This window comes from Rhodopseudomonas sp. BR0G17 (assembly GCF_010907025.1).
Lineage (GTDB): Bacteria > Pseudomonadota > Alphaproteobacteria > Rhizobiales > Xanthobacteraceae > Rhodopseudomonas > Rhodopseudomonas palustris_H.
This window is the reverse complement of record NZ_QUML01000033.1, coordinates 1-16,145: the sequence shown is the minus strand read 5'-3', so window position 1 is coordinate 16,145 and position 16,145 is coordinate 1. Positions and strand designations below refer to the sequence as shown.

At 65.0% G+C, this 16,145-nt stretch carries 17 protein-coding genes; 9 read left to right on the top strand and 8 right to left on the bottom strand.

Features of this window, described 5'->3' with window-relative positions:
- The first annotated feature begins 43 nt into the window (after positions 1–43).
- From DY467_RS20710 to ychF, 3 genes are all read left to right on the top strand, one after another.
- Positions 44–736 (top strand): 50S ribosomal protein L25/general stress protein Ctc, encoded by a 693-nt coding sequence (locus DY467_RS20710; RefSeq protein WP_107345931.1) that lies wholly within the window; start codon positions 44–46, stop codon positions 734–736.
- 21 nt (positions 737–757) lie between these two features.
- On the top strand, positions 758–1,375 hold the full coding sequence (gene pth / locus DY467_RS20705) for an aminoacyl-tRNA hydrolase (RefSeq protein ID WP_107356892.1): 618 nt from the start codon (positions 758–760) through the stop codon (positions 1,373–1,375).
- 124 nt (positions 1,376–1,499) lie between these two features.
- Positions 1,500–2,597, top strand: coding sequence for a redox-regulated ATPase YchF (gene ychF / locus DY467_RS20700; protein ID WP_107356891.1), 1,098 nt, complete (start codon positions 1,500–1,502; stop codon positions 2,595–2,597).
- A gap of 156 nt (positions 2,598–2,753) precedes the next feature.
- Here the strand turns inward: ychF and DY467_RS20695 are convergent, their stop codons facing one another.
- Positions 2,754–3,047 carry a DUF4282 domain-containing protein gene (locus DY467_RS20695; protein WP_011159887.1) on the bottom strand — a complete coding sequence of 98 codons (294 nt, stop codon included), beginning with the start codon at positions 3,045–3,047 and terminating at the stop codon, positions 2,754–2,756.
- A gap of 85 nt (positions 3,048–3,132) precedes the next feature.
- Between DY467_RS20695 and DY467_RS20690 the strand changes: the two genes are divergently transcribed.
- The 3 genes from DY467_RS20690 to DY467_RS26260 all read left to right on the top strand — a co-directional run bounded on the left by DY467_RS20690 (position 3,133) and on the right by DY467_RS26260 (position 4,398).
- Entirely contained in the window at positions 3,133–3,612 is a 480-nt protein-coding gene (locus tag DY467_RS20690; protein WP_107356890.1) for a MaoC family dehydratase, read from the top strand.
- An 8-nt stretch (positions 3,613–3,620) separates the two neighbouring features.
- Positions 3,621–4,103 carry a MaoC family dehydratase gene (locus tag DY467_RS20685; RefSeq protein ID WP_011159885.1) on the top strand — a complete coding sequence of 161 codons (483 nt, stop codon included), beginning with the start codon at positions 3,621–3,623 and terminating at the stop codon, positions 4,101–4,103.
- Positions 4,104–4,251: 148 nt separating this feature from the next.
- Complete coding sequence (locus tag DY467_RS26260; RefSeq protein ID WP_199851768.1) at positions 4,252–4,398, top strand: hypothetical protein; 147 nt, start codon at positions 4,252–4,254, stop codon at positions 4,396–4,398.
- 141 nt (positions 4,399–4,539) lie between these two features.
- Here DY467_RS26260 and DY467_RS20680 read toward each other — a convergent pair whose 3' ends face one another.
- From DY467_RS20680 to DY467_RS20670, 3 genes are all read right to left on the bottom strand, one after another.
- Complete coding sequence (locus tag DY467_RS20680; RefSeq protein ID WP_164638660.1) at positions 4,540–4,980, bottom strand: hypothetical protein; 441 nt, start codon at positions 4,978–4,980, stop codon at positions 4,540–4,542.
- Positions 4,981–5,187: 207 nt separating this feature from the next.
- Positions 5,188–5,619: a nuclear transport factor 2 family protein gene (locus DY467_RS20675; protein ID WP_107345925.1), complete on the bottom strand. Its 432-nt coding sequence runs from the start codon at positions 5,617–5,619 to the stop codon at positions 5,188–5,190.
- A 484-nt stretch (positions 5,620–6,103) separates the two neighbouring features.
- Entirely contained in the window at positions 6,104–6,559 is a 456-nt protein-coding gene (locus DY467_RS20670; RefSeq protein ID WP_164638659.1) for a hypothetical protein, read from the bottom strand.
- A gap of 213 nt (positions 6,560–6,772) precedes the next feature.
- Here DY467_RS20670 and DY467_RS20665 point away from each other — a divergent pair, with 213 nt between their 5' ends.
- Together DY467_RS20665 and DY467_RS20660 are read left to right on the top strand one after the other, a co-directional pair.
- The gene (locus DY467_RS20665) at positions 6,773–8,026 is read left to right on the top strand and encodes an acetyl-CoA C-acetyltransferase (RefSeq protein ID WP_164638658.1); all 1,254 of its coding nucleotides are present in this window, start codon (positions 6,773–6,775) and stop codon (positions 8,024–8,026) included.
- A gap of 398 nt (positions 8,027–8,424) precedes the next feature.
- On the top strand, positions 8,425–8,733 hold the full coding sequence (locus tag DY467_RS20660) for a (2Fe-2S) ferredoxin domain-containing protein (RefSeq protein WP_205502603.1): 309 nt from the start codon (positions 8,425–8,427) through the stop codon (positions 8,731–8,733).
- 108 nt (positions 8,734–8,841) lie between these two features.
- On the opposite strand, the gene DY467_RS20655 is transcribed toward DY467_RS20660, so the two are convergent.
- The 4 genes from DY467_RS20655 to DY467_RS20640 are packed head-to-tail and all read right to left on the bottom strand — an operon-like array spanning position 8,842 to position 13,645.
- Positions 8,842–9,147 carry a HigA family addiction module antitoxin gene (locus tag DY467_RS20655; protein WP_012497553.1) on the bottom strand — a complete coding sequence of 102 codons (306 nt, stop codon included), beginning with the start codon at positions 9,145–9,147 and terminating at the stop codon, positions 8,842–8,844.
- A gap of 11 nt (positions 9,148–9,158) precedes the next feature.
- The gene (locus tag DY467_RS20650; protein ID WP_164638657.1) at positions 9,159–9,437 is read right to left on the bottom strand and encodes a type II toxin-antitoxin system RelE/ParE family toxin; all 279 of its coding nucleotides are present in this window, start codon (positions 9,435–9,437) and stop codon (positions 9,159–9,161) included.
- 59 nt (positions 9,438–9,496) lie between these two features.
- Entirely contained in the window at positions 9,497–12,532 is a 3,036-nt protein-coding gene (gene uvrB / locus DY467_RS20645; protein WP_164638655.1) for an excinuclease ABC subunit UvrB, read from the bottom strand.
- Positions 12,533–12,592: 60 nt separating this feature from the next.
- Complete coding sequence (locus tag DY467_RS20640; RefSeq protein WP_164638653.1) at positions 12,593–13,645, bottom strand: hypothetical protein; 1,053 nt, start codon at positions 13,643–13,645, stop codon at positions 12,593–12,595.
- 223 nt (positions 13,646–13,868) lie between these two features.
- Here DY467_RS20640 and DY467_RS20635 point away from each other — a divergent pair, with 223 nt between their 5' ends.
- Entirely contained in the window at positions 13,869–15,854 is a 1,986-nt protein-coding gene (locus DY467_RS20635; protein ID WP_164638651.1) for an alkyl/aryl-sulfatase, read from the top strand.
- The last annotated feature ends 291 nt before the right edge of the window (positions 15,855–16,145 follow it).

Genomic DNA, 16,145 nt, shown 5'->3' with positions numbered 1-16,145 from the left:
GCTTTGCGGCCTTTAACTTTTTACAGATCAAGGACTTAAGCAGATGACGAGCGTCTTGGAACTGAAGGCGACCGCACGTCCGAAGAGCGGCAAGGGGGCCGCCCGGGCTGAGCGTCGCGCCGGCCGCGTGCCCGGAGTGATCTACGGTGACAACCAATCCCCGCTGCCGATCTCGGTCGAAGAGAAAGAACTCCGCCTGCGGATTCTCGCCGGCCGGTTCCTGACCACGGTGTTCGACGTCGTCCTCGACGGCAAGAAGCATCGCGTCATTCCGCGCGACTATCACCTCGATCCGGTGAAGGACTTCCCGATCCACGTCGACTTCCTGCGGCTCGGCGCCGGCGCGACCATCCGCGTCAGCGTGCCGCTGCACCTGAAGGGCCTCGAAGTGGCTCCGGGCGTGAAGCGCGGCGGTACCTTCAACATCGTCACCCACACCGTCGAGCTCGAAGCCCCGGCCGAGAACATTCCGCAGTTCATCGAAGCCGACGTGTCGACCCTCGACATCGGCGTGTCGCTGCATCTGTCGGACATCGCGCTGCCGACCGGCGTCAAGTCGGTGTCGCGTGACGACGTCACGCTGGTCACCATCGTGCCGCCGTCGGGCTACAACGACGACAAGGCTGCGGCGGGTGCCGCGCCTGCGGCCGCTGCTGCCCCGGCTGCTGCGGCGAAGGCTCCGGCTGCTGCCGCCAAGGCTCCGGCCGCGGCTGCTGCGCCGGCCAAGAAGAAGTAATCCGGCGCGGGGTTCCGCGTCATGCGGCTGTTCGTTGGGTTGGGCAATCCCGGGTCGAAGTACCAGGGCAACCGGCACAACATCGGCTTCATGGTCATCGACGAAATCGCGCGGCGTCATGGCTTCTCGCCATGGCGCCGTCGTTTTCAGGGCGAGACCGCAGACGGCGTGCTCGACGGCGAGCGCATCACACTGCTCAAGCCGCTCACCTACATGAACGAGTCCGGCCGCGCCGTGCAGGAAGCGACGAGCTTCTACAAGATCGGCCAGAGCGAGGTCGCCGTGTTTCACGACGAGATCGAACTGCCGCCGGCGAAAGTTCGGGTGAAGGTCGGCGGCGGGATTGCCGGGCATAACGGCCTGCGCTCGATCTCGGCGCATATCGGCAACGATTATCTTCGCGTGCGGCTCGGCGTCGGCCATCCGGGCGCGAAGGAGCTGGTGCACAATCACGTGCTCGGGGATTTCGCCAAGAGCGAGCGGCCGTGGGTCGAAGCGCTGTGCGAGATCGCCGCCGACAACGCCGGCCTGATCGCCAAGGGTAAGGACGCCTCCTTCGCCAACAAGGTGCATCTGGCGATGCAGGCGAAGGGTTTCTACGACAACGACAAGGGCGAGCCGAAGGGCAGCAACAAGTAACAGCGTCATCGCCGGGCTTGACCCGGCGATCCATCTTCTCGCGAAGGAGATGGATACGCGGGTCAAGCCCGCGTATGACGCGGTATCTTAGTTGCGGCGTCGGCCTCGAACAGCAGGACATATCATGGGCTTCAAATGCGGGATCGTCGGTCTGCCGAACGTCGGCAAGTCGACGCTGTTCAACGCGCTGACCGAGACTGCGGCGGCGCAGGCGGCGAACTATCCGTTCTGCACCATCGAGCCGAATGTCGGCGAAGTGGCCGTGCCGGATCCGCGGCTCGATAAGCTGGCCGAGGTCGGCAAGTCGCAGCAGATCATCCCGACCCGCCTGACCTTCGTCGACATCGCGGGTCTGGTGAAGGGCGCCTCCAAGGGCGAAGGCCTCGGCAACCAGTTCCTCGCCACCATCCGCGAGGTCGATGCGATCGCGCATGTGGTGCGTTGCTTCGAGGACGGCGATATCACCCATGTCGAGGGCCGGGTCGCGCCGCTCGCCGATATCGACACCATCGAGACCGAGCTGATGCTCGCCGATCTCGACAGCCTGGAAAAGCGCGTCGACAACCTGACCAAGAAGGCCAAGGGTGGCGACAAGGATTCCAAGGAGCAGCTCGAGCTGGTCACCCGCGCACTGACGCTGTTGCGCGACGGCAAGCCGGCGCGCTTCCTCGAGCGCAAGCCCGAGGAGGAGCGCGCGTTCCGGATGCTCGGCCTGCTGACCTCCAAGCCGGTTCTGTACGTCTGCAACGTCGAGGAAGGCTCGGCTGCCGAAGGCAACAGCTTCTCCGAACAGGTGATGGCGCGCGCCAAGGAAGAGGGCGCGGTCGCGGTGGTGATCTCGGCCAAGATCGAATCCGAAATCGCCACGCTGTCGAAGGAAGAGCGCACCGACTTCCTCGACACGCTGGGCTTGCACGAAGCCGGTCTCGACCGGCTGATCCGCGCCGGCTACGAGCTGCTGCACCTGATCACGTACTTCACGGTCGGTCCGAAGGAAGCCCGTGCCTGGACCATCACCAAGGGCACCAAGGCGCCGCAGGCTGCGGCGGTGATCCACACCGACTTCGAGAAGGGCTTCATCCGCGCCGAGACCATTGCCTATGACGATTATATTCGTCTCGGCGGCGAAGCCGGCGCCCGCGACGGCGGCAAGCTCAGGCTGGAAGGCAAGGAATACGTCGTCGCCGACGGCGACGTGATGCACTTCAGGTTTAATACCTAAGGCTGACGGCGAAACTCTTCGAGCGCCGTCCTTTCAGCGAGTCATTCCGGGGCGCGCGAAGCGCGAACCCGGAATCTCTGTTCGCAACAATCTCTGGATTCCGGGTTCGCGAACTGCGTTCGCGCCCCGGAATGACGAGCGACACCTCGTCGCGGCTTATCTGAATCCCTGCTGATCGCGGATCGCGCCGAGGTGTTCGTTGATGCGGAACACGATCAGCACGAACTCGGCGACGATGCGCGAGAACACGATCCCGACCAGGATCGAGGCGAGGCTGGACAGCACCAGGATGAAACCGCCGAACGGGCTCACCGCCATCGCCGCCAGCCCGGAAAACACGCCGGAAATGCCGAACAGCACGGTCAACGCGATCACCAGCCAGTAGAAGGTCTTGATGATGGTCGGCGTGATGAAGCGGTCCCATTGAAACAGGTCCCGAAAATTGAACATCGGTGGTCTCCCCCAACAAACCGAATGATGGGCTTGTGATCGACCGCAATAACGGCCACAATCGGGCCTCCCACCAGCAAATGCCATGACAACCCTGTTCTTCGAAAATTTCGCGCCCGGCCACTTCGGCCGCTATGGACCTCGCCGTGTGACGCGCGAGGAGATCATCGCTTTTGCTTCGGAATACGATCCGCAGCCGATGCATCTGGACGACCACGCCGCCAACGCCTCGATGCTGAAAGGCATGTCGGGTTCGGGCTGGCATCTGTCGTCGCTGATGATGCGGATGATGTACGACGGCTTCATCAAGGACACCGCGTCGCTCGGCTCACCGGGCGTCGACGAGATGCGCTGGATGTCGCCGCTGCGCCCCGGTGACGATCTGTTGCTCGACGTCGAAGTGATCGAAGCACGGGTGTCGAAGAGCCGGCCCGAAACCGGGATCGTCACCTTCAAGTGCTACGTGCGCAACGGCCACGGCCAGATGCTGAGCGAGATGGTGTCGCCGATCATCGTCAAGCGCCGCGACGCGGACGCGACCAGCGCCGCCGGCAGCAACGGATAACGATCACCATGCGTTTCCTGGAAGACATGACGATCGGCGAACGCCGTGAGGTCGGTACGTTCACGTTCACGGCCGACGCGATCAAGACGTTCGCGGCGCAGTTCGATCCGCAGCCGTTCCACCTCGACGAGGAGGCCGGCAAGAACTCGCTGTTCGGCGGCCTCGCTGCCTCCGGCTGGCACGTCGCCGCGGTGTGCATGAAGCTGATGGTGGCGGACGCGCAGCGGGAATCCGCCGAGGCTGCCAAGCGCGGCGAGCTGGTGGCGACCGGCGGTCCGTCCCCGGGTTTCCGCGAGCTGCGCTGGCTCAAGCCGGTGCTGGCTGGCGACACCATCACCTACTACAAGCAGGTCGAAAGTCTGCGGCCGTCTGATTCGCGGCCGCAGTGGGGAATCATGCAGGCCCGTAACACCGGGATCAATCAGCGCGGCGAGGTGGTGTTCTCGTTCCTCGCCACGGCGTTCGTGCCGCGCCGGCCGAACGCGGAGTGAACTGAGGCGAGGGGGACACAGCCGTTCGCATTTTAACCAAATGCGAGGCTTTTGACCGAGACGGCCCCGGAACGGCCGGGATATTAAGACGTTGTGAACCCTGCGAGCGTCACGGTCGACGAACGCAGGGCTGAGGGAATTGAAGACAATGGCTGACCAAGCTGGACTGAAATGGGTGGGCGTGATCTTCGCCACCGTGACGCTGGCGGTGATGATCACCACCGGAATGGTTGTGAAGGGTTACGCGGTGGGCTCCTACAGCCTCGACTCCGCAACCACGCTCTCCGACCGCTGAGCTTAAAGCTCGCGGCTGCCGGCGTCCCCGCCGGCCATCCTCTCTAAAATCCGAGATCGCACGCAAAAAAGCAGCCACCTCGCGATGGCTGCTTTTGCGTTTTCAGAGCGGTGATTGCCGGGCTCGCCCGGCAACGCCGGATCAGCCGTGACGCAGGGTCTCGGCGGCGCGCTTCCACTGCGCGACGTTGTCGGCGATCATCCGGGTCGACTTCATCGCCGCCTGGCTGAGCTGCGCGTAGCTCGAGATCTCGCGCTGAACCCGCTGACCTTCGGCGTGCAGCAGGTCGCGCAGCGTCTCCAGCTCACCGATCAGGTTTTCGATCTCGCCGAGCGAGGTGCCGGCAACGCGCTGGATCAGCGAATTGACGTTGTTCACCGCGGCTTCGGCAGTGCCTTCGAGACCGAGCGTCGCGGCCGGAGCGGCGGCGGTGTCGGTGGTCGAGGTCATCGCCGAGGGACGGCGCAGATAGGCGATGTCGTTGCGGACGAAGTCGCGGATCCCGGCTTCGACCTCGGAAACGGCGGCGAGGTTCTCGTCGGTTTCGGTGGTCTCGATCTTCTCGGAAGGAATGGCGTTCATTCGGTTGGTCCCCTGTGTGAGCGTCACGCCGCGCGGGGATCCCCCGCACGTAATCTGCCGCCGCATGACTCCAGCGCAATTTGACCGCATCGCGGCCGTTCTGCGGCGCCGTCTCGGTGTTTCGGCGACAATCCTCAACGTCCCATTAACGACGCGGCTGCCAGCCTCAGGGGAGACGCCGGCAGCACCACAACTTGGACGATTGTCTCAGGCGATCTTGGGCAGATGGATCGGGCGGCCGAGCGCCTGTTCGACCAGGTCGAAGGTGTCGAGCACCATCCGCAGATTGGTCAGCCGGCCGCCGTGAAACTGCGTGAACAGCGCCATGCGCACGCTGATCGGCCGGTTAGTGCCGGCGGCGGTCAGCGAGTAGCGGACCATCGAGGCGGCGGAGTCGATCCCCAGCATCACCGACTCCCGGTGATAGCGATAGATCCGCACGCTGTCGGCGATCTGGCGGCAGACTTCGAGGACGGCTTCTTTGCCCTGGCGGGCACCGAAGAAGGGAAACATGTCGATCGGGCCGTAGATCGCCCAGTCGATATTGTCGTCGATGATGGTGGCGAGGTCTTCAGTCTGACGGTCGTTAAGGGCGCGATGCAATGCACGCGAGAACCGCCAGAGACTATGCTCTGTCATTGGCAATCCCGTTGGGAAAGGTTGATTGTCGATGCAAGCAGCGGCACCTGGCGACGCGGTGGTCGCCTTGCCCTTTGCAATTTGCTGCGCTGTCGGTTCCGATTAGTTACACTAAGAGCTAATTGCAATCGTATTTTGTGCATTGCACAAATTTAGAAATGCCGGCTCTAAACGCCCGTTTCACAGGCATTGGTCGGACTAAACCGCCATGGTTTTGCCGGCTTCTCTGCAGCTTTCGAGTAGTTGCGCCCGATATCGAGTAATCGCCCGGCGCGTGCCTGGAATAGTCCGAGGCGGATAGCGTACCGAGGCTGCAAACGTCAGCTAGGCGATACCGGCCGGTGAGCCGCACGGCGCATCAGCATCGCAAGATAGCGGCACGTTGCGCCATCTGATTCGCGGATCGTGAGGTGATGCGGAGCGCGAGCCGCGGGCTTGGAGCGAGACGGGCGGACGAGCCGCCCATCTCAACGGCCGAACTGGCTCAGCGCTTGGCCTTCTTGGCCGCCTTCGTCTTCGCGCCGGTCTTGGCCGGCTTGGTCTCGGCCTTGTCGGCCGCCGCCTTCGCCGGCTTCGGCTTGGCGGTCGCCTTGGGCTTGGCAGAGGTCTTGGACTTAGCCGTCGGCTTGGGCTTGTCGTCCGCCTTCGGCTTGGAAGCCGCTGCGGCGGCCGCTGCGGCATCTTCGGCCGCCTTGCGCATCGCGCGGGCGTAGGCATCGGCGGCGTTGTCGGCGGCGGTCTGCAGCCGCTTCGCCGCGGCCAGACCCTGCTCATAGGCGGCGGTCGCCAGCGCCTTGCCCTGTGCCTTGCCGCCGGCATCCTTGGCCTTGGCGGCGCGGGCCAGCAGCGCGTCGCGGCGCTTCTTCACCGCGGCGGTGAGCGCCTTGGTCTGCTGTTTTGCGAGCTGCCGGATGATCGCGTCGAGATCGGCCTCGGCCATGTTGGTAGTCCCCCAGAAGTGTCTTGTTGGCGCGCGACTATGCAGAGGCGCACCGCAGTTGGCAATTCGTCAGTTCCGCCGCGCGGCATAACCCGGCGCGCGCCACAGATTGCATGGTGCGGCATCGCTGCCGCGGCTTGACTTCGCTCTCGTCTCGGACAATCTCGCCGCCAAGCCCCAACAAACCGCAAACAACATCGGGAGAAGAACAAGATGGCAGACGCCTACATCATCGACGCAGTCCGCACCCCCCGCGGCATCGGCAAAGTCGGAAAGGGCGCTCTCGCCGACATGCATCCCCAGCACCTCGCCGCCACCGTGCTGAAGGCGATCGCCGAACGTAACAAGCTCAACACCGCCGACGTCGACGACATCATCTGGTCGACCTCGACCCAGCGCGGCAAGCAGGGCGGCGACCTCGGCCGCATGGCCGCACTCGACGCCGGCTACGACATCAAGGCTTCCGGCACCACGCTCGACCGCTTCTGCGGCGGCGGCATCACCGCGGTGAACTTCGCCGCGGCGCAGATCATGAGCGGCATGGAAGACGTGGTGATCGCCGGCGGCACCGAGATGATGTCGCTGACCGCCGCGATGGCCGCCGAGGACATGGCGGCCGGCAAGCCGCCGCTCGGCATGGGCTCGGGCAACGCCCGCCTCGCCAAGGTGCATCCGCAGTCGCACCAGGGCATCTGCGGCGACGCGATCGCCAGCATGGAAGGCATCAGCCGCGAGGCGCTCGACGCGCTCGGCCTGGAAAGCCAGCGCCGCGCCGAGATCGCCATCAAGGAAGGCCGCTTCGACAAGAGCATCGTTCCGGTGGTCGACGACGATGGCAAGGTCGTACTGGCGAAGGACGAGTATCCGCGTCCCGAAACCACCGCCGAAGGCCTCGCCGCGCTGAAGCCGGCCTTCACCGCGATGGCCGACTATCCGCTCGACGACAAGGGCACCACCTATCGCAAGCTGATCAACCAGAAGTATCCGAACGTCGACATCAAGCACGTCCATCACGCCGGCAACTCCTCGGGCGTGGTCGACGGCGCCGCGGCGGTGTTGCTCACCTCGAAGGAATATGCCGAGAAGCACGGCCTGAAGCCGCGCGCCAAGATCCTGGCGATGGCCAATATCGGTGACGATCCGACTCTGATGCTCAACGCCCCGGTGCCGGCCGCCAAGAAGGTGCTGCAGAAGGCCGGCCTCACGAAGGACGATATCGACCTCTGGGAGATCAACGAAGCGTTCGCGGTTGTCGCCGAGAAGTTCATGCGCGATCTCGACCTCGACCGCTCCAAGGTCAACGTCAACGGCGGTGCGATTGCGCTGGGCCACCCGATCGGCGCCACCGGCGCGATCCTGATCGGCACCGTGCTCGACGAACTCGAGCGCCGCAATCTCAAGCGCGGCCTCGTGACGATGTGCGCCGCCGGCGGCATGGCCCCGGCGATCATCATCGAGCGGGTGTGAGGCGAGACTGCGGGATTTCGTAGGATGGGTTGAGCAAAGCGAAACCCATCAATCCCGCGCAGCACTGCTAAGTCATCGAAAAGGGCGACGCCACACGCGTCGCCCTTTTTGCTTTTCACGACCTCTCCACGCCGTCATGGCCGGGCTCGTCCCGGCCATCCACGTCTTCTTGAGGCTTTCCCGCTCCGCTTCGTCATTGCGAGCAGCGAAGCAATCCAGCCGCGTGCACGGAGCTGGATGGCTTCGTCGCTACGCTCCTCGCAATGACGGAGCAGCCGATGAGGCTTGGTAGGATGGGTTGAGCGCAAGCGAAACCCATCACCCGCGTGCATGGGGCCTGATGGGTTTCGCTGCGCTCAACCCATCCTACGATCGCAGATCGTCCCTATATTACGTTCATGCCCGCCAAATCCTCCCCCTCTATCGCCCGCCCCAAACGCCCGCCGCCGGTGCTGATCTGCGTCAAATGCCTGTCCAAGATCGACGGCGGCAAGAAGCTGAAGCAGGCGCTGAAGGCCGAACTGAAGCGCGCCGCCGCTGCGCAGCGTGGCAAGCGGCCGAAGCTCGTCACCACCAGCTGCCTCGGCATCTGCCCGAAGCGCGCGGTGGTCACGGCGAGCGCGGCGACGTTGGGACGCGGGGAGTATGTGTTGATCGAGGATCGGTCCGAGGTAGCGGCGGCGGTCGGGGTTCTGATCGAAGAGTAAGAGTGCCGGGCTGCCGAGGCTTCCCGCTCGCGTCGTCGCTGGGGTTGGCGCGCCGCCGCTTGCAGCCCGCTGCACTGCCACGGGAGCTCGGCGAAAGAGCCGTAGCGTCTACTCCGCGGCGAGCACGCGGACGCGCGGCTCGATGGCGGGCCAGTCCGCAGCGCGGGCACGGCGCAGGTCGTAGGACGCCTGCAGGTTCATCCAGAGTTCGGGCGTCGTGCCGAAGTACTTCGCCAGCCGCAGGGCGACGGCGGCGGTGATCGCAGAGCGGCCGTGCACGATGTCGTTGACCCGGGCCGGGTTGATGTCGATATCGCGCGCCAGCCGGTTCTGACTGATCCCGTTCGGGCGCATGAATTCCTCGATCAGAATCTCGCCAGGAGGGATCGGGGGGAGCTGCTTTGGTTTGGCCATGCCGCCAGCCTCTAATGATAGTCCACGATTTCGACCATTTCTGCGCCGTCCTCACGCCACTCGAAGCAAATCCGCCATTGATCGTTGATGCGGATCGAGTATTGGCCGCGGCGATCGCCCTTCAAGGCCTCAAGCCTGTTGCCCGGAGGTTGCCGCAAATCGTCGAGTTTGGCGGCGCCATCCAGCAGCAGCAGCTTTCGACGAGCCTGCCGCTCGATCGCGCGAAACCGCGGCACGTCCTCATCGGCAAACAGCCGCGCGGTCGCCGGATCTCGAAACGAGCGGATCATCCGAACAAGCTATTCCCCGTTGGGGAATATCGCAAGCGGAATGCCCCGCCGGCGGCATGTCACCTCTTCTTCCACCCACCCCGCTTTCCCGGCGCGCCGCCGGTCGAGCGGGGGGAGGGGCCGAATTCGGGGCCGGCTTCGCGGCTGGAGGTCGGCTGATAGATCTTGCTCTCCGTGCCCGGGCCCATCTCGTCGAGCGAGGGTTTGCGCGGCTTGGGGCGCTGGACTTTCTTGAACTCGTGAAAGCCGGCGATGCCCATTTCGTCGAGGTCGGGCTTGTGGACTTTTGACGCTGTGCCTGGGGTACCCCCACCCCGGCCTTCGGCCGACCCTCCCCGCAAGGGGGAGGGTGAAGTGGCGGCGCCGCCGCGCGCTCCAGCCTTCCCGCGTCCGCCTTTGCTGGCATCGGCCGGCAAGTTCGCGGCGTCGCCGTAGCGTTTGGCGCCGGCGTAGCTGCCGGCCTTTGCCGCGACGCCGCGCTGCTTCACCGTTGGATCGTCGATCACTGCGAGCTCGGTGGCGCGCAGGCGTTTGACTTCGTCGCGCAGGCGGGCGGCTTCTTCGAAGTTCAAATCGGCGGCGGCTTCCCGCATCCGGGTTTCGAGATCGGCCAGCACCGCCTCGAAATTGTGGCCGATCACCGCGGCGTCGTCGGTGAAGCCAGCGCCCTTGCCGTCGCCGATCTCGACCAGCACGTGGTCGCGCTCGTACACGCTGTTCAGAATATCGCCGATCGACTTCTTGACGCTCTCCGGCGTGATGCCGTGCGCGGTGTTGTATTCGATCTGCTTCTCGCGGCGGCGGTTGGTCTCGTCGATCGAACGCTGCATCGAGCCTGTGATCTGATCGGCGTAGAGGATCACCTTGCCGTCGACATTTCGCGCGGCGCGGCCGATGGTCTGGATCAGCGAGGTCTCGCTGCGCAGGAAGCCTTCCTTGTCGGCATCGAGGATCGCCACCAGCGCGCATTCCGGAATGTCGAGACCTTCGCGCAGCAGGTTGATGCCGACCAGCGCGTCGAACGCTCCTAACCGCAGGTCGCGGATGATCTCGATGCGCTCAATGGTGTCGATGTCGCTGTGCATATAGCGCACGCGGATGCCCTGTTCGTGCAGGAACTCGGTGAGGTCCTCGGCCATCCGCTTGGTCAGCACGGTGATCAGCGTGCGATAGCCGCGCGCCGCGGTGGCGCGGACCTCGCCGACGAGATCGTCGACCTGGGTGCGGGCCGGGCGAATGTCGACCGGCGGATCGATCAGCCCGGTCGGGCGAATGACCTGCTCGACGAACACGCCGCCGCTCTCGTTCAGCTCCCACGCCGCCGGCGTCGCCGACACCGCCACGGTCTGCGGCCGCATCATGTCCCATTCTTCGAACCGCAGCGGCCGGTTATCCATGCAGGACGGCAGCCGGAAGCCGTATTCGGCCAGCGTCGCCTTGCGGCGGAAGTCGCCTTTGAACATCGCGCCGATCTGCGGGATCGAGACGTGGCTTTCGTCGGCGAACACCAGCGCGTTGTCGGGCACGTATTCGAACAGCGTCGGCGGCGGCTCGCCGGGCCGGCGGCCGGTCAGATAGCGTGAGTAGTTCTCGATGCCGGCGCAGCTGCCGGTCGCTTCCATCATCTCGATGTCGAAGGTGGTGCGCTGCTCCAAACGTTGCGCTTCCAGCAGCCGGCCCTGGGCGTGCAGCTGATCGAGCCGCCACTTCAGTTCGGTCTTGATCGAGGAGATCGCCTGGATCAGCGTCGGCCGCGGCGTCACATAGTGCGAATTGGCGTAGATCTTGACGAATTCCAGCTCGTCCTGCTTGTGACCGGTGAGTGGGTCGAATTCCTCGATGCCCTCGATCTCGTCGCCGAACATCTTCACCCGCCAGGCGCGATCCTCATAGTGCGCCGGGAAGATGTCGATGACGTCGCCGCGCACCCGGAAGGTGCCGCGGGTGAAGTCGGCCTGGGTACGCTTGTATTGCAGTGCGACCAGATCGGCGATCAGCTGGCGCTGGTCGATCCGTTCGCCGCGCTTCAGCGCGAAGGTCATCGCCGTATAGGTCTCGACCGAGCCGATACCGTAGATGCACGACACCGAGGCGACGATGATGACGTCGTCGCGCTCCAGCAGCGCGCGGGTCGCGGCGTGGCGCATCCGGTCGATCTGCTCGTTGATCGAGGAATCCTTCTCGATATAGGTGTCGGTGCGCGGAACGTAGGCTTCGGGCTGGTAGTAGTCGTAATACGAGACAAAGTACTCGACGGCGTTGTCGGGAAAGAAGTTCTTGAACTCGCCGTAGAGCTGCGCCGCCAGCGTCTTGTTCGGCGCCAGGATGATGGCCGGGCGCTGCGTCGCCTCGATCACCTTGGCCATGGTGTAGGTCTTGCCCGAGCCGGTAACGCCGAGCAGCACCTGGGTGCGATCGCTGCGGTCGATGCCTTCGACCAGCTCCTTGATCGCCTGCGGCTGGTCGCCGCGCGGCTGGTAATCGGATTTCAGCACGAAGCGCACGCCGCCTTCGGACTTCTCCGGGCGCGGCGGTCGGTGCGGCACCCATAGCTTGACGCCGCCGTCCTCGCCCTTGAATTCGGGGCGGCCGTCGCGGATCAGGCTCTCCAGTGCGTCGGCGGTGGCCTTGACGCCGAGTGCCTCCATCTTGCTGCGCGGCGGACGAGCCAGCGCTTCGGCGTCGTCCTCCTCGGTCGGCAGGCCGAGCTGCCGCGCCAGCTCCGGATCGAGTGTCGGAATGGTGGCGGCAGTTCCGTAATTCGCCTGCGGCGCCTCGTTCAGGCCCCCTCGGCTCGCGCCGGGTGGCTGCGGATAGGGCTGTAGCGCCGTCGGCCGCGGTGTGGCGCCGTCGCCCACCTTCGCCGTCGAAGCGCGGCCGCGATGCACGGCGGCTTCGCCGCCGGTGCGGCGGTCGTGCGAATTGTCCGGCGGCGGCTGCAAGCCGGTGCCGGAGCCGAGACCCGCATCGCCGCGATTGAGCGCCGGATTCAGAAGCTCGGCGAGCGCCGGCCCAATCGGCTTCACGTCGGGCCGATGTGCTTTGGATTTTGGGGTTTTTGCCGGCTTGCCAGGCTTGTCAGGAGTCTTCGCCATGCCGGCAATATGGGGCGAAGCGCCCGGCGAATAAAGGGCGGCCGCCCGCGCGCGTTTTGCTTATGTCGGCGCCACTCGCAGCCGCTTCATCCCGTGGGGGAGCCGCGCGTCGCACCATGCCTCGATCGCCGGCTGGCGGCGATGCAGGAACAGCCCGAGCGCGATGATGGCGATGCCGATCAGCGACAGCGCGAACGGGAACAGCAGCGAGTCGCGGAACAGTTTTTCGGCGAGATCGCCGAGATAGATCGCGATCCCGAGCGCGCCGAACACCGCGAACACCCGCCGGCCCAGCACCACGGCGATGCCGAGGAAGATCACGTTCATGGCGCAGTACAGCGCCTTGTCTAGGTTGGTCCCGTTCGAGGTCGCGGTGATGCCGCCCCAGAACGTCATCACGCCGAACAGGTACAGCCAGAAGGCGAAGTCGCCGCTGCGCTGGCGCAGATGCACGAGCATCGCGGCGATCACCATGCCGGCGCCGAAGCCGATCGAGACCTTGCGGGCGGTTTCGAAATCGCCGTGCGGCGTGCCGGTGATCCACGGCACCAGGTCCATCGACAGGAACCACAGCGCCACCGCCATCAGAAACACGATGAACGGAAAGCGGTAGAACGCCAGTGCCACCAGCGCCGCCACGATGGTGGCAAGCTCCATGAAGATGAAGCTGCCTTTGACCCAGATGTAGAAGCTGCGAACGGTGTCGGGCTTGCCGAATTCCGACCACAGCCCGAACGCCTCCTGCACGCCATACACCGCCAGCGGCATCATCCCGACCGCCACGGCGATACACAGCCCGCCCGGCGTACGTAGATTCTTCACGTGCCACAGATAGTGACCGGTCCACCAGAACGCGACGGCGTAGATCAGCGCGGTGGCGGTCAGCGCCGCGCCGCCAAGGCCGGCGAACGCCATGGTCGAGAACAGCCCCATGGCGCTGATCACGATCAGCGCGCCCGCATACCAGAGCAGATGCACGATATCGAAGCGCGGGCCGTCGCTCGCGTCCGCTGGGTGACGTGCGTCCAGGAAGGTGCGGAGCGCCGCTTCCTGCGCTGGCGTGATCACGCCAGCCTGGGTCGCGGCCTGCAGGTCTTCGGCCGAATAGCGCATCGTCACTCTCCCTCCGCCCAGCCGCCCGGCGGGCTGCCGCCGTTGGTGGTGTCAGTGAAGCGCGATCATGTTCAATTCGCGTTACGGAATACTTTGCAGTGCGGGAAAACCGTAGCTGTGGAGAGCCGAGATCGCGGGAGGAAATTTCGGTTTCGCGGGCGGGATTGCAATGGTCATTGCGGCGGGAACCGGGTGATGATCCGTGCCCTTCCGGAGATTGAGCATGGCACGAATTATACCGTCGATGATATTAGCGACCGCCGCGGCGCTGGCGCTGCTGGCCACGCCGCTCGCCGCGCAACCCAACGACGCCGAGCCGGCGACCCGCGCCGCCAATGAGGCAATCACCAAGACCTTGCCGCTCGCCGACCGCGCCGACTTCGAGGACGCGCAGCGCGGCCTGATCGCGTCGCTGTCGGACGGCGTTGTCCCCGGCCCGCCGGGTGCGCCGGCGGCGTGGGATTTGAAGCCGTATGACTTCCTCAAGGGCGATCAGCCCTCCGCGACGGTCAATCCCAGCCTGTGGCGGCAGGCGCAGCTCAACCTCGCCAGTGGCCTGTTTCAGGTGGCTGAGCGGGTCTATCAGGTCCGCGGGCTCGACATCGCCAATGTCACCATCGTCGAGGGCGACACCGGGCTGATCATCACCGACACCACGCTGACGGTGCAGACCGCAAAGGCGGCGCTCGATCTGTACTACCAGCACCGGCCGAAGAAGCCGGTGGTGGCGCTGATCTACACCCACAGCCACATCGATCATTTCGGCGGGGCGCGTGGCCTGATCGACGAAGCCGACGCGGCCAGCGGCAAGGTCAAGGTGATCGCACCGACTGGCTTCATGGAGCATGCGGTCGCCGAGAATGTCATCGCCGGCAACGCGATGAGCCGCCGCGCGCAATTCCAGTTCGGCACCCAGCTCCCGGTCGGCGATCGTGGCCAAGTCGACGCCGGTCTCGGCAAGGCTCTGGCCAAGGGCACGGTGTCGCTGATCGCGCCGAACGACCTGATCAAGCAGGCTTATGAGACCCGCAGCATCGACGGCGTCGAGATCGAATTCCATCTGGTGCCGGAATCCGAAGCGCCGTCCGAGATGATTTCGTACTATCCGCAGTTCAAGGTGTTGAACATGGCGGAGGACACCACCCACACGCTGCACAACCTCTACACCCTGCGCGGCGCCGCGATCCGTGACGGCCGGCTGTGGTCGAAATATATCGGCGAGGCGATCGAGCGCTACGGCGACAAGACCGATGTGGTGATCGCCCAGCACAATTGGCCGGTGTGGGGCCGTGACCGCGTCGTCGGCTATCTGAAGAAGCAGCGCGACGTCTACAAATTCATCCACGACCAGAGCGTGCGGCTGCTCAATCACGGCCTGACGCCGACCGAAATCGCCGAACGGCTGACGCTGCCGCCGTCGCTGACGAGTGAATTCGCCGCGCGGGGCTATTACGGCTCGGTCAGCCACAACGCCAAGGCGGTGTATCAGTTCTATCTCGGCTGGTACGACGCCAACCCGGCCGATCTCAATCCGCTGCCGCGTGCCGAGCAGGCCAAGAAGGAGATCGAGTATATGGGCGGCGCCGCCGCGGTGCTGGCGCGCGCCCGCGACGACTACAAGGCCGGGCAGTATCGCTGGGTGGCGACCGTGGCCAGCAAGCTGGTGTTTGCCGATCCGTCCAACACCGAAGCCCGCGCGCTCGGCGCTGACGCGCTGGAGCAGCTTGGCTATCAGGCCGAAGCGTCGACCTGGCGCAACGCCTATCTGCTCGGCGCGCAGGAGCTGCGCAACGGCCTGATCAAGACCGACTCCGTGACGTCCAATCCCGATCTACTCAAGGGCGTGTCGATCGATCTGGCGTTCGACTTCCTCGCGGTGCGGCTGAATGCGGCGAAGGCCGAAGGCAAGCACATCGTGGTGAACTGGACCTTCACCGATCTGAAGGAGACCTACACCATGAACCTGGAGAACTCGGCGCTGACTCACGTCTCCGGTAAGCTGTCCGACAACGCCGACGTCAGCGTCACCCTGAACCGCGCCACCTTCGACGCGATCTCGCTGAAGCAGCGCGGCTTCCTCGGCGCGGTGCTGAGCGGCGACCTCTGGGTCAGCGGCAACCCGCTGAAGCTGCGCGAACTGTTCGGCCTGTTCGAGGACTTCTCGCCGAACTTCGAGGTGATCGAGCCGGTCAAGGCGAAGGTGGAGTAGGGGGGCGGCGCACACTGCCATAACAGTGTCATTCCGGGGCGCTCGCGCTGAGCGAGCGAACCCGGAATCCCGAGCTTGTGAAGCACCTCTTTGTCCTTGCACGTCGAGATTCCTGTATCTGCGAGGTGCTGGTGCATAGTCAGCACGACGGAGGCCGCTCGGTAGATTCCCGGCCGATCATCTCGCCGTAACCCGGTGCGGGCGCCTCTGTCGGTGTTGCTTGATCGAACAGTCGCACGGGCATTGCCGTTGCGGTGATCGCCCGCATACAGGACCGATCCCATGACGATT

Excerpts from the sequence above, each read along its gene's own strand:
- DY467_RS20655 (WP_012497553.1), bottom strand. The coding sequence starts at position 9,147 with ATGGCCAAACCAAAGCAGCTCCCCCCGATCCCTCCTGGCGAGATTCTG.
- pth (WP_107356892.1), top strand. The coding sequence starts at position 758 with ATGCGGCTGTTCGTTGGGTTGGGCAATCCCGGGTCGAAGTACCAGGGC.
- DY467_RS20685 (WP_011159885.1), top strand. The coding sequence starts at position 3,621 with ATGCGTTTCCTGGAAGACATGACGATCGGCGAACGCCGTGAGGTCGGT.
- DY467_RS20690 (WP_107356890.1), top strand. The coding sequence starts at position 3,133 with ATGACAACCCTGTTCTTCGAAAATTTCGCGCCCGGCCACTTCGGCCGC.
- DY467_RS20660 (WP_205502603.1), top strand. The coding sequence starts at position 8,425 with ATGCCCGCCAAATCCTCCCCCTCTATCGCCCGCCCCAAACGCCCGCCG.
- DY467_RS20635 (WP_164638651.1), top strand. The coding sequence starts at position 13,869 with ATGGCACGAATTATACCGTCGATGATATTAGCGACCGCCGCGGCGCTG.
- DY467_RS20710 (WP_107345931.1), top strand. The coding sequence starts at position 44 with ATGACGAGCGTCTTGGAACTGAAGGCGACCGCACGTCCGAAGAGCGGC.
- DY467_RS20695 (WP_011159887.1), bottom strand. The coding sequence starts at position 3,047 with ATGTTCAATTTTCGGGACCTGTTTCAATGGGACCGCTTCATCACGCCG.
- ychF (WP_107356891.1), top strand. The coding sequence starts at position 1,500 with ATGGGCTTCAAATGCGGGATCGTCGGTCTGCCGAACGTCGGCAAGTCG.
- DY467_RS20670 (WP_164638659.1), bottom strand. The coding sequence starts at position 6,559 with ATGGCCGAGGCCGATCTCGACGCGATCATCCGGCAGCTCGCAAAACAG.
- DY467_RS20680 (WP_164638660.1), bottom strand. The coding sequence starts at position 4,980 with ATGAACGCCATTCCTTCCGAGAAGATCGAGACCACCGAAACCGACGAG.
- uvrB (WP_164638655.1), bottom strand. The coding sequence starts at position 12,532 with ATGGCGAAGACTCCTGACAAGCCTGGCAAGCCGGCAAAAACCCCAAAA.
- DY467_RS20665 (WP_164638658.1), top strand. The coding sequence starts at position 6,773 with ATGGCAGACGCCTACATCATCGACGCAGTCCGCACCCCCCGCGGCATC.
- DY467_RS20640 (WP_164638653.1), bottom strand. The coding sequence starts at position 13,645 with ATGCGCTATTCGGCCGAAGACCTGCAGGCCGCGACCCAGGCTGGCGTG.
- DY467_RS26260 (WP_199851768.1), top strand. The coding sequence starts at position 4,252 with ATGGCTGACCAAGCTGGACTGAAATGGGTGGGCGTGATCTTCGCCACC.
- DY467_RS20675 (WP_107345925.1), bottom strand. The coding sequence starts at position 5,619 with ATGACAGAGCATAGTCTCTGGCGGTTCTCGCGTGCATTGCATCGCGCC.
- DY467_RS20650 (WP_164638657.1), bottom strand. The coding sequence starts at position 9,437 with ATGATCCGCTCGTTTCGAGATCCGGCGACCGCGCGGCTGTTTGCCGAT.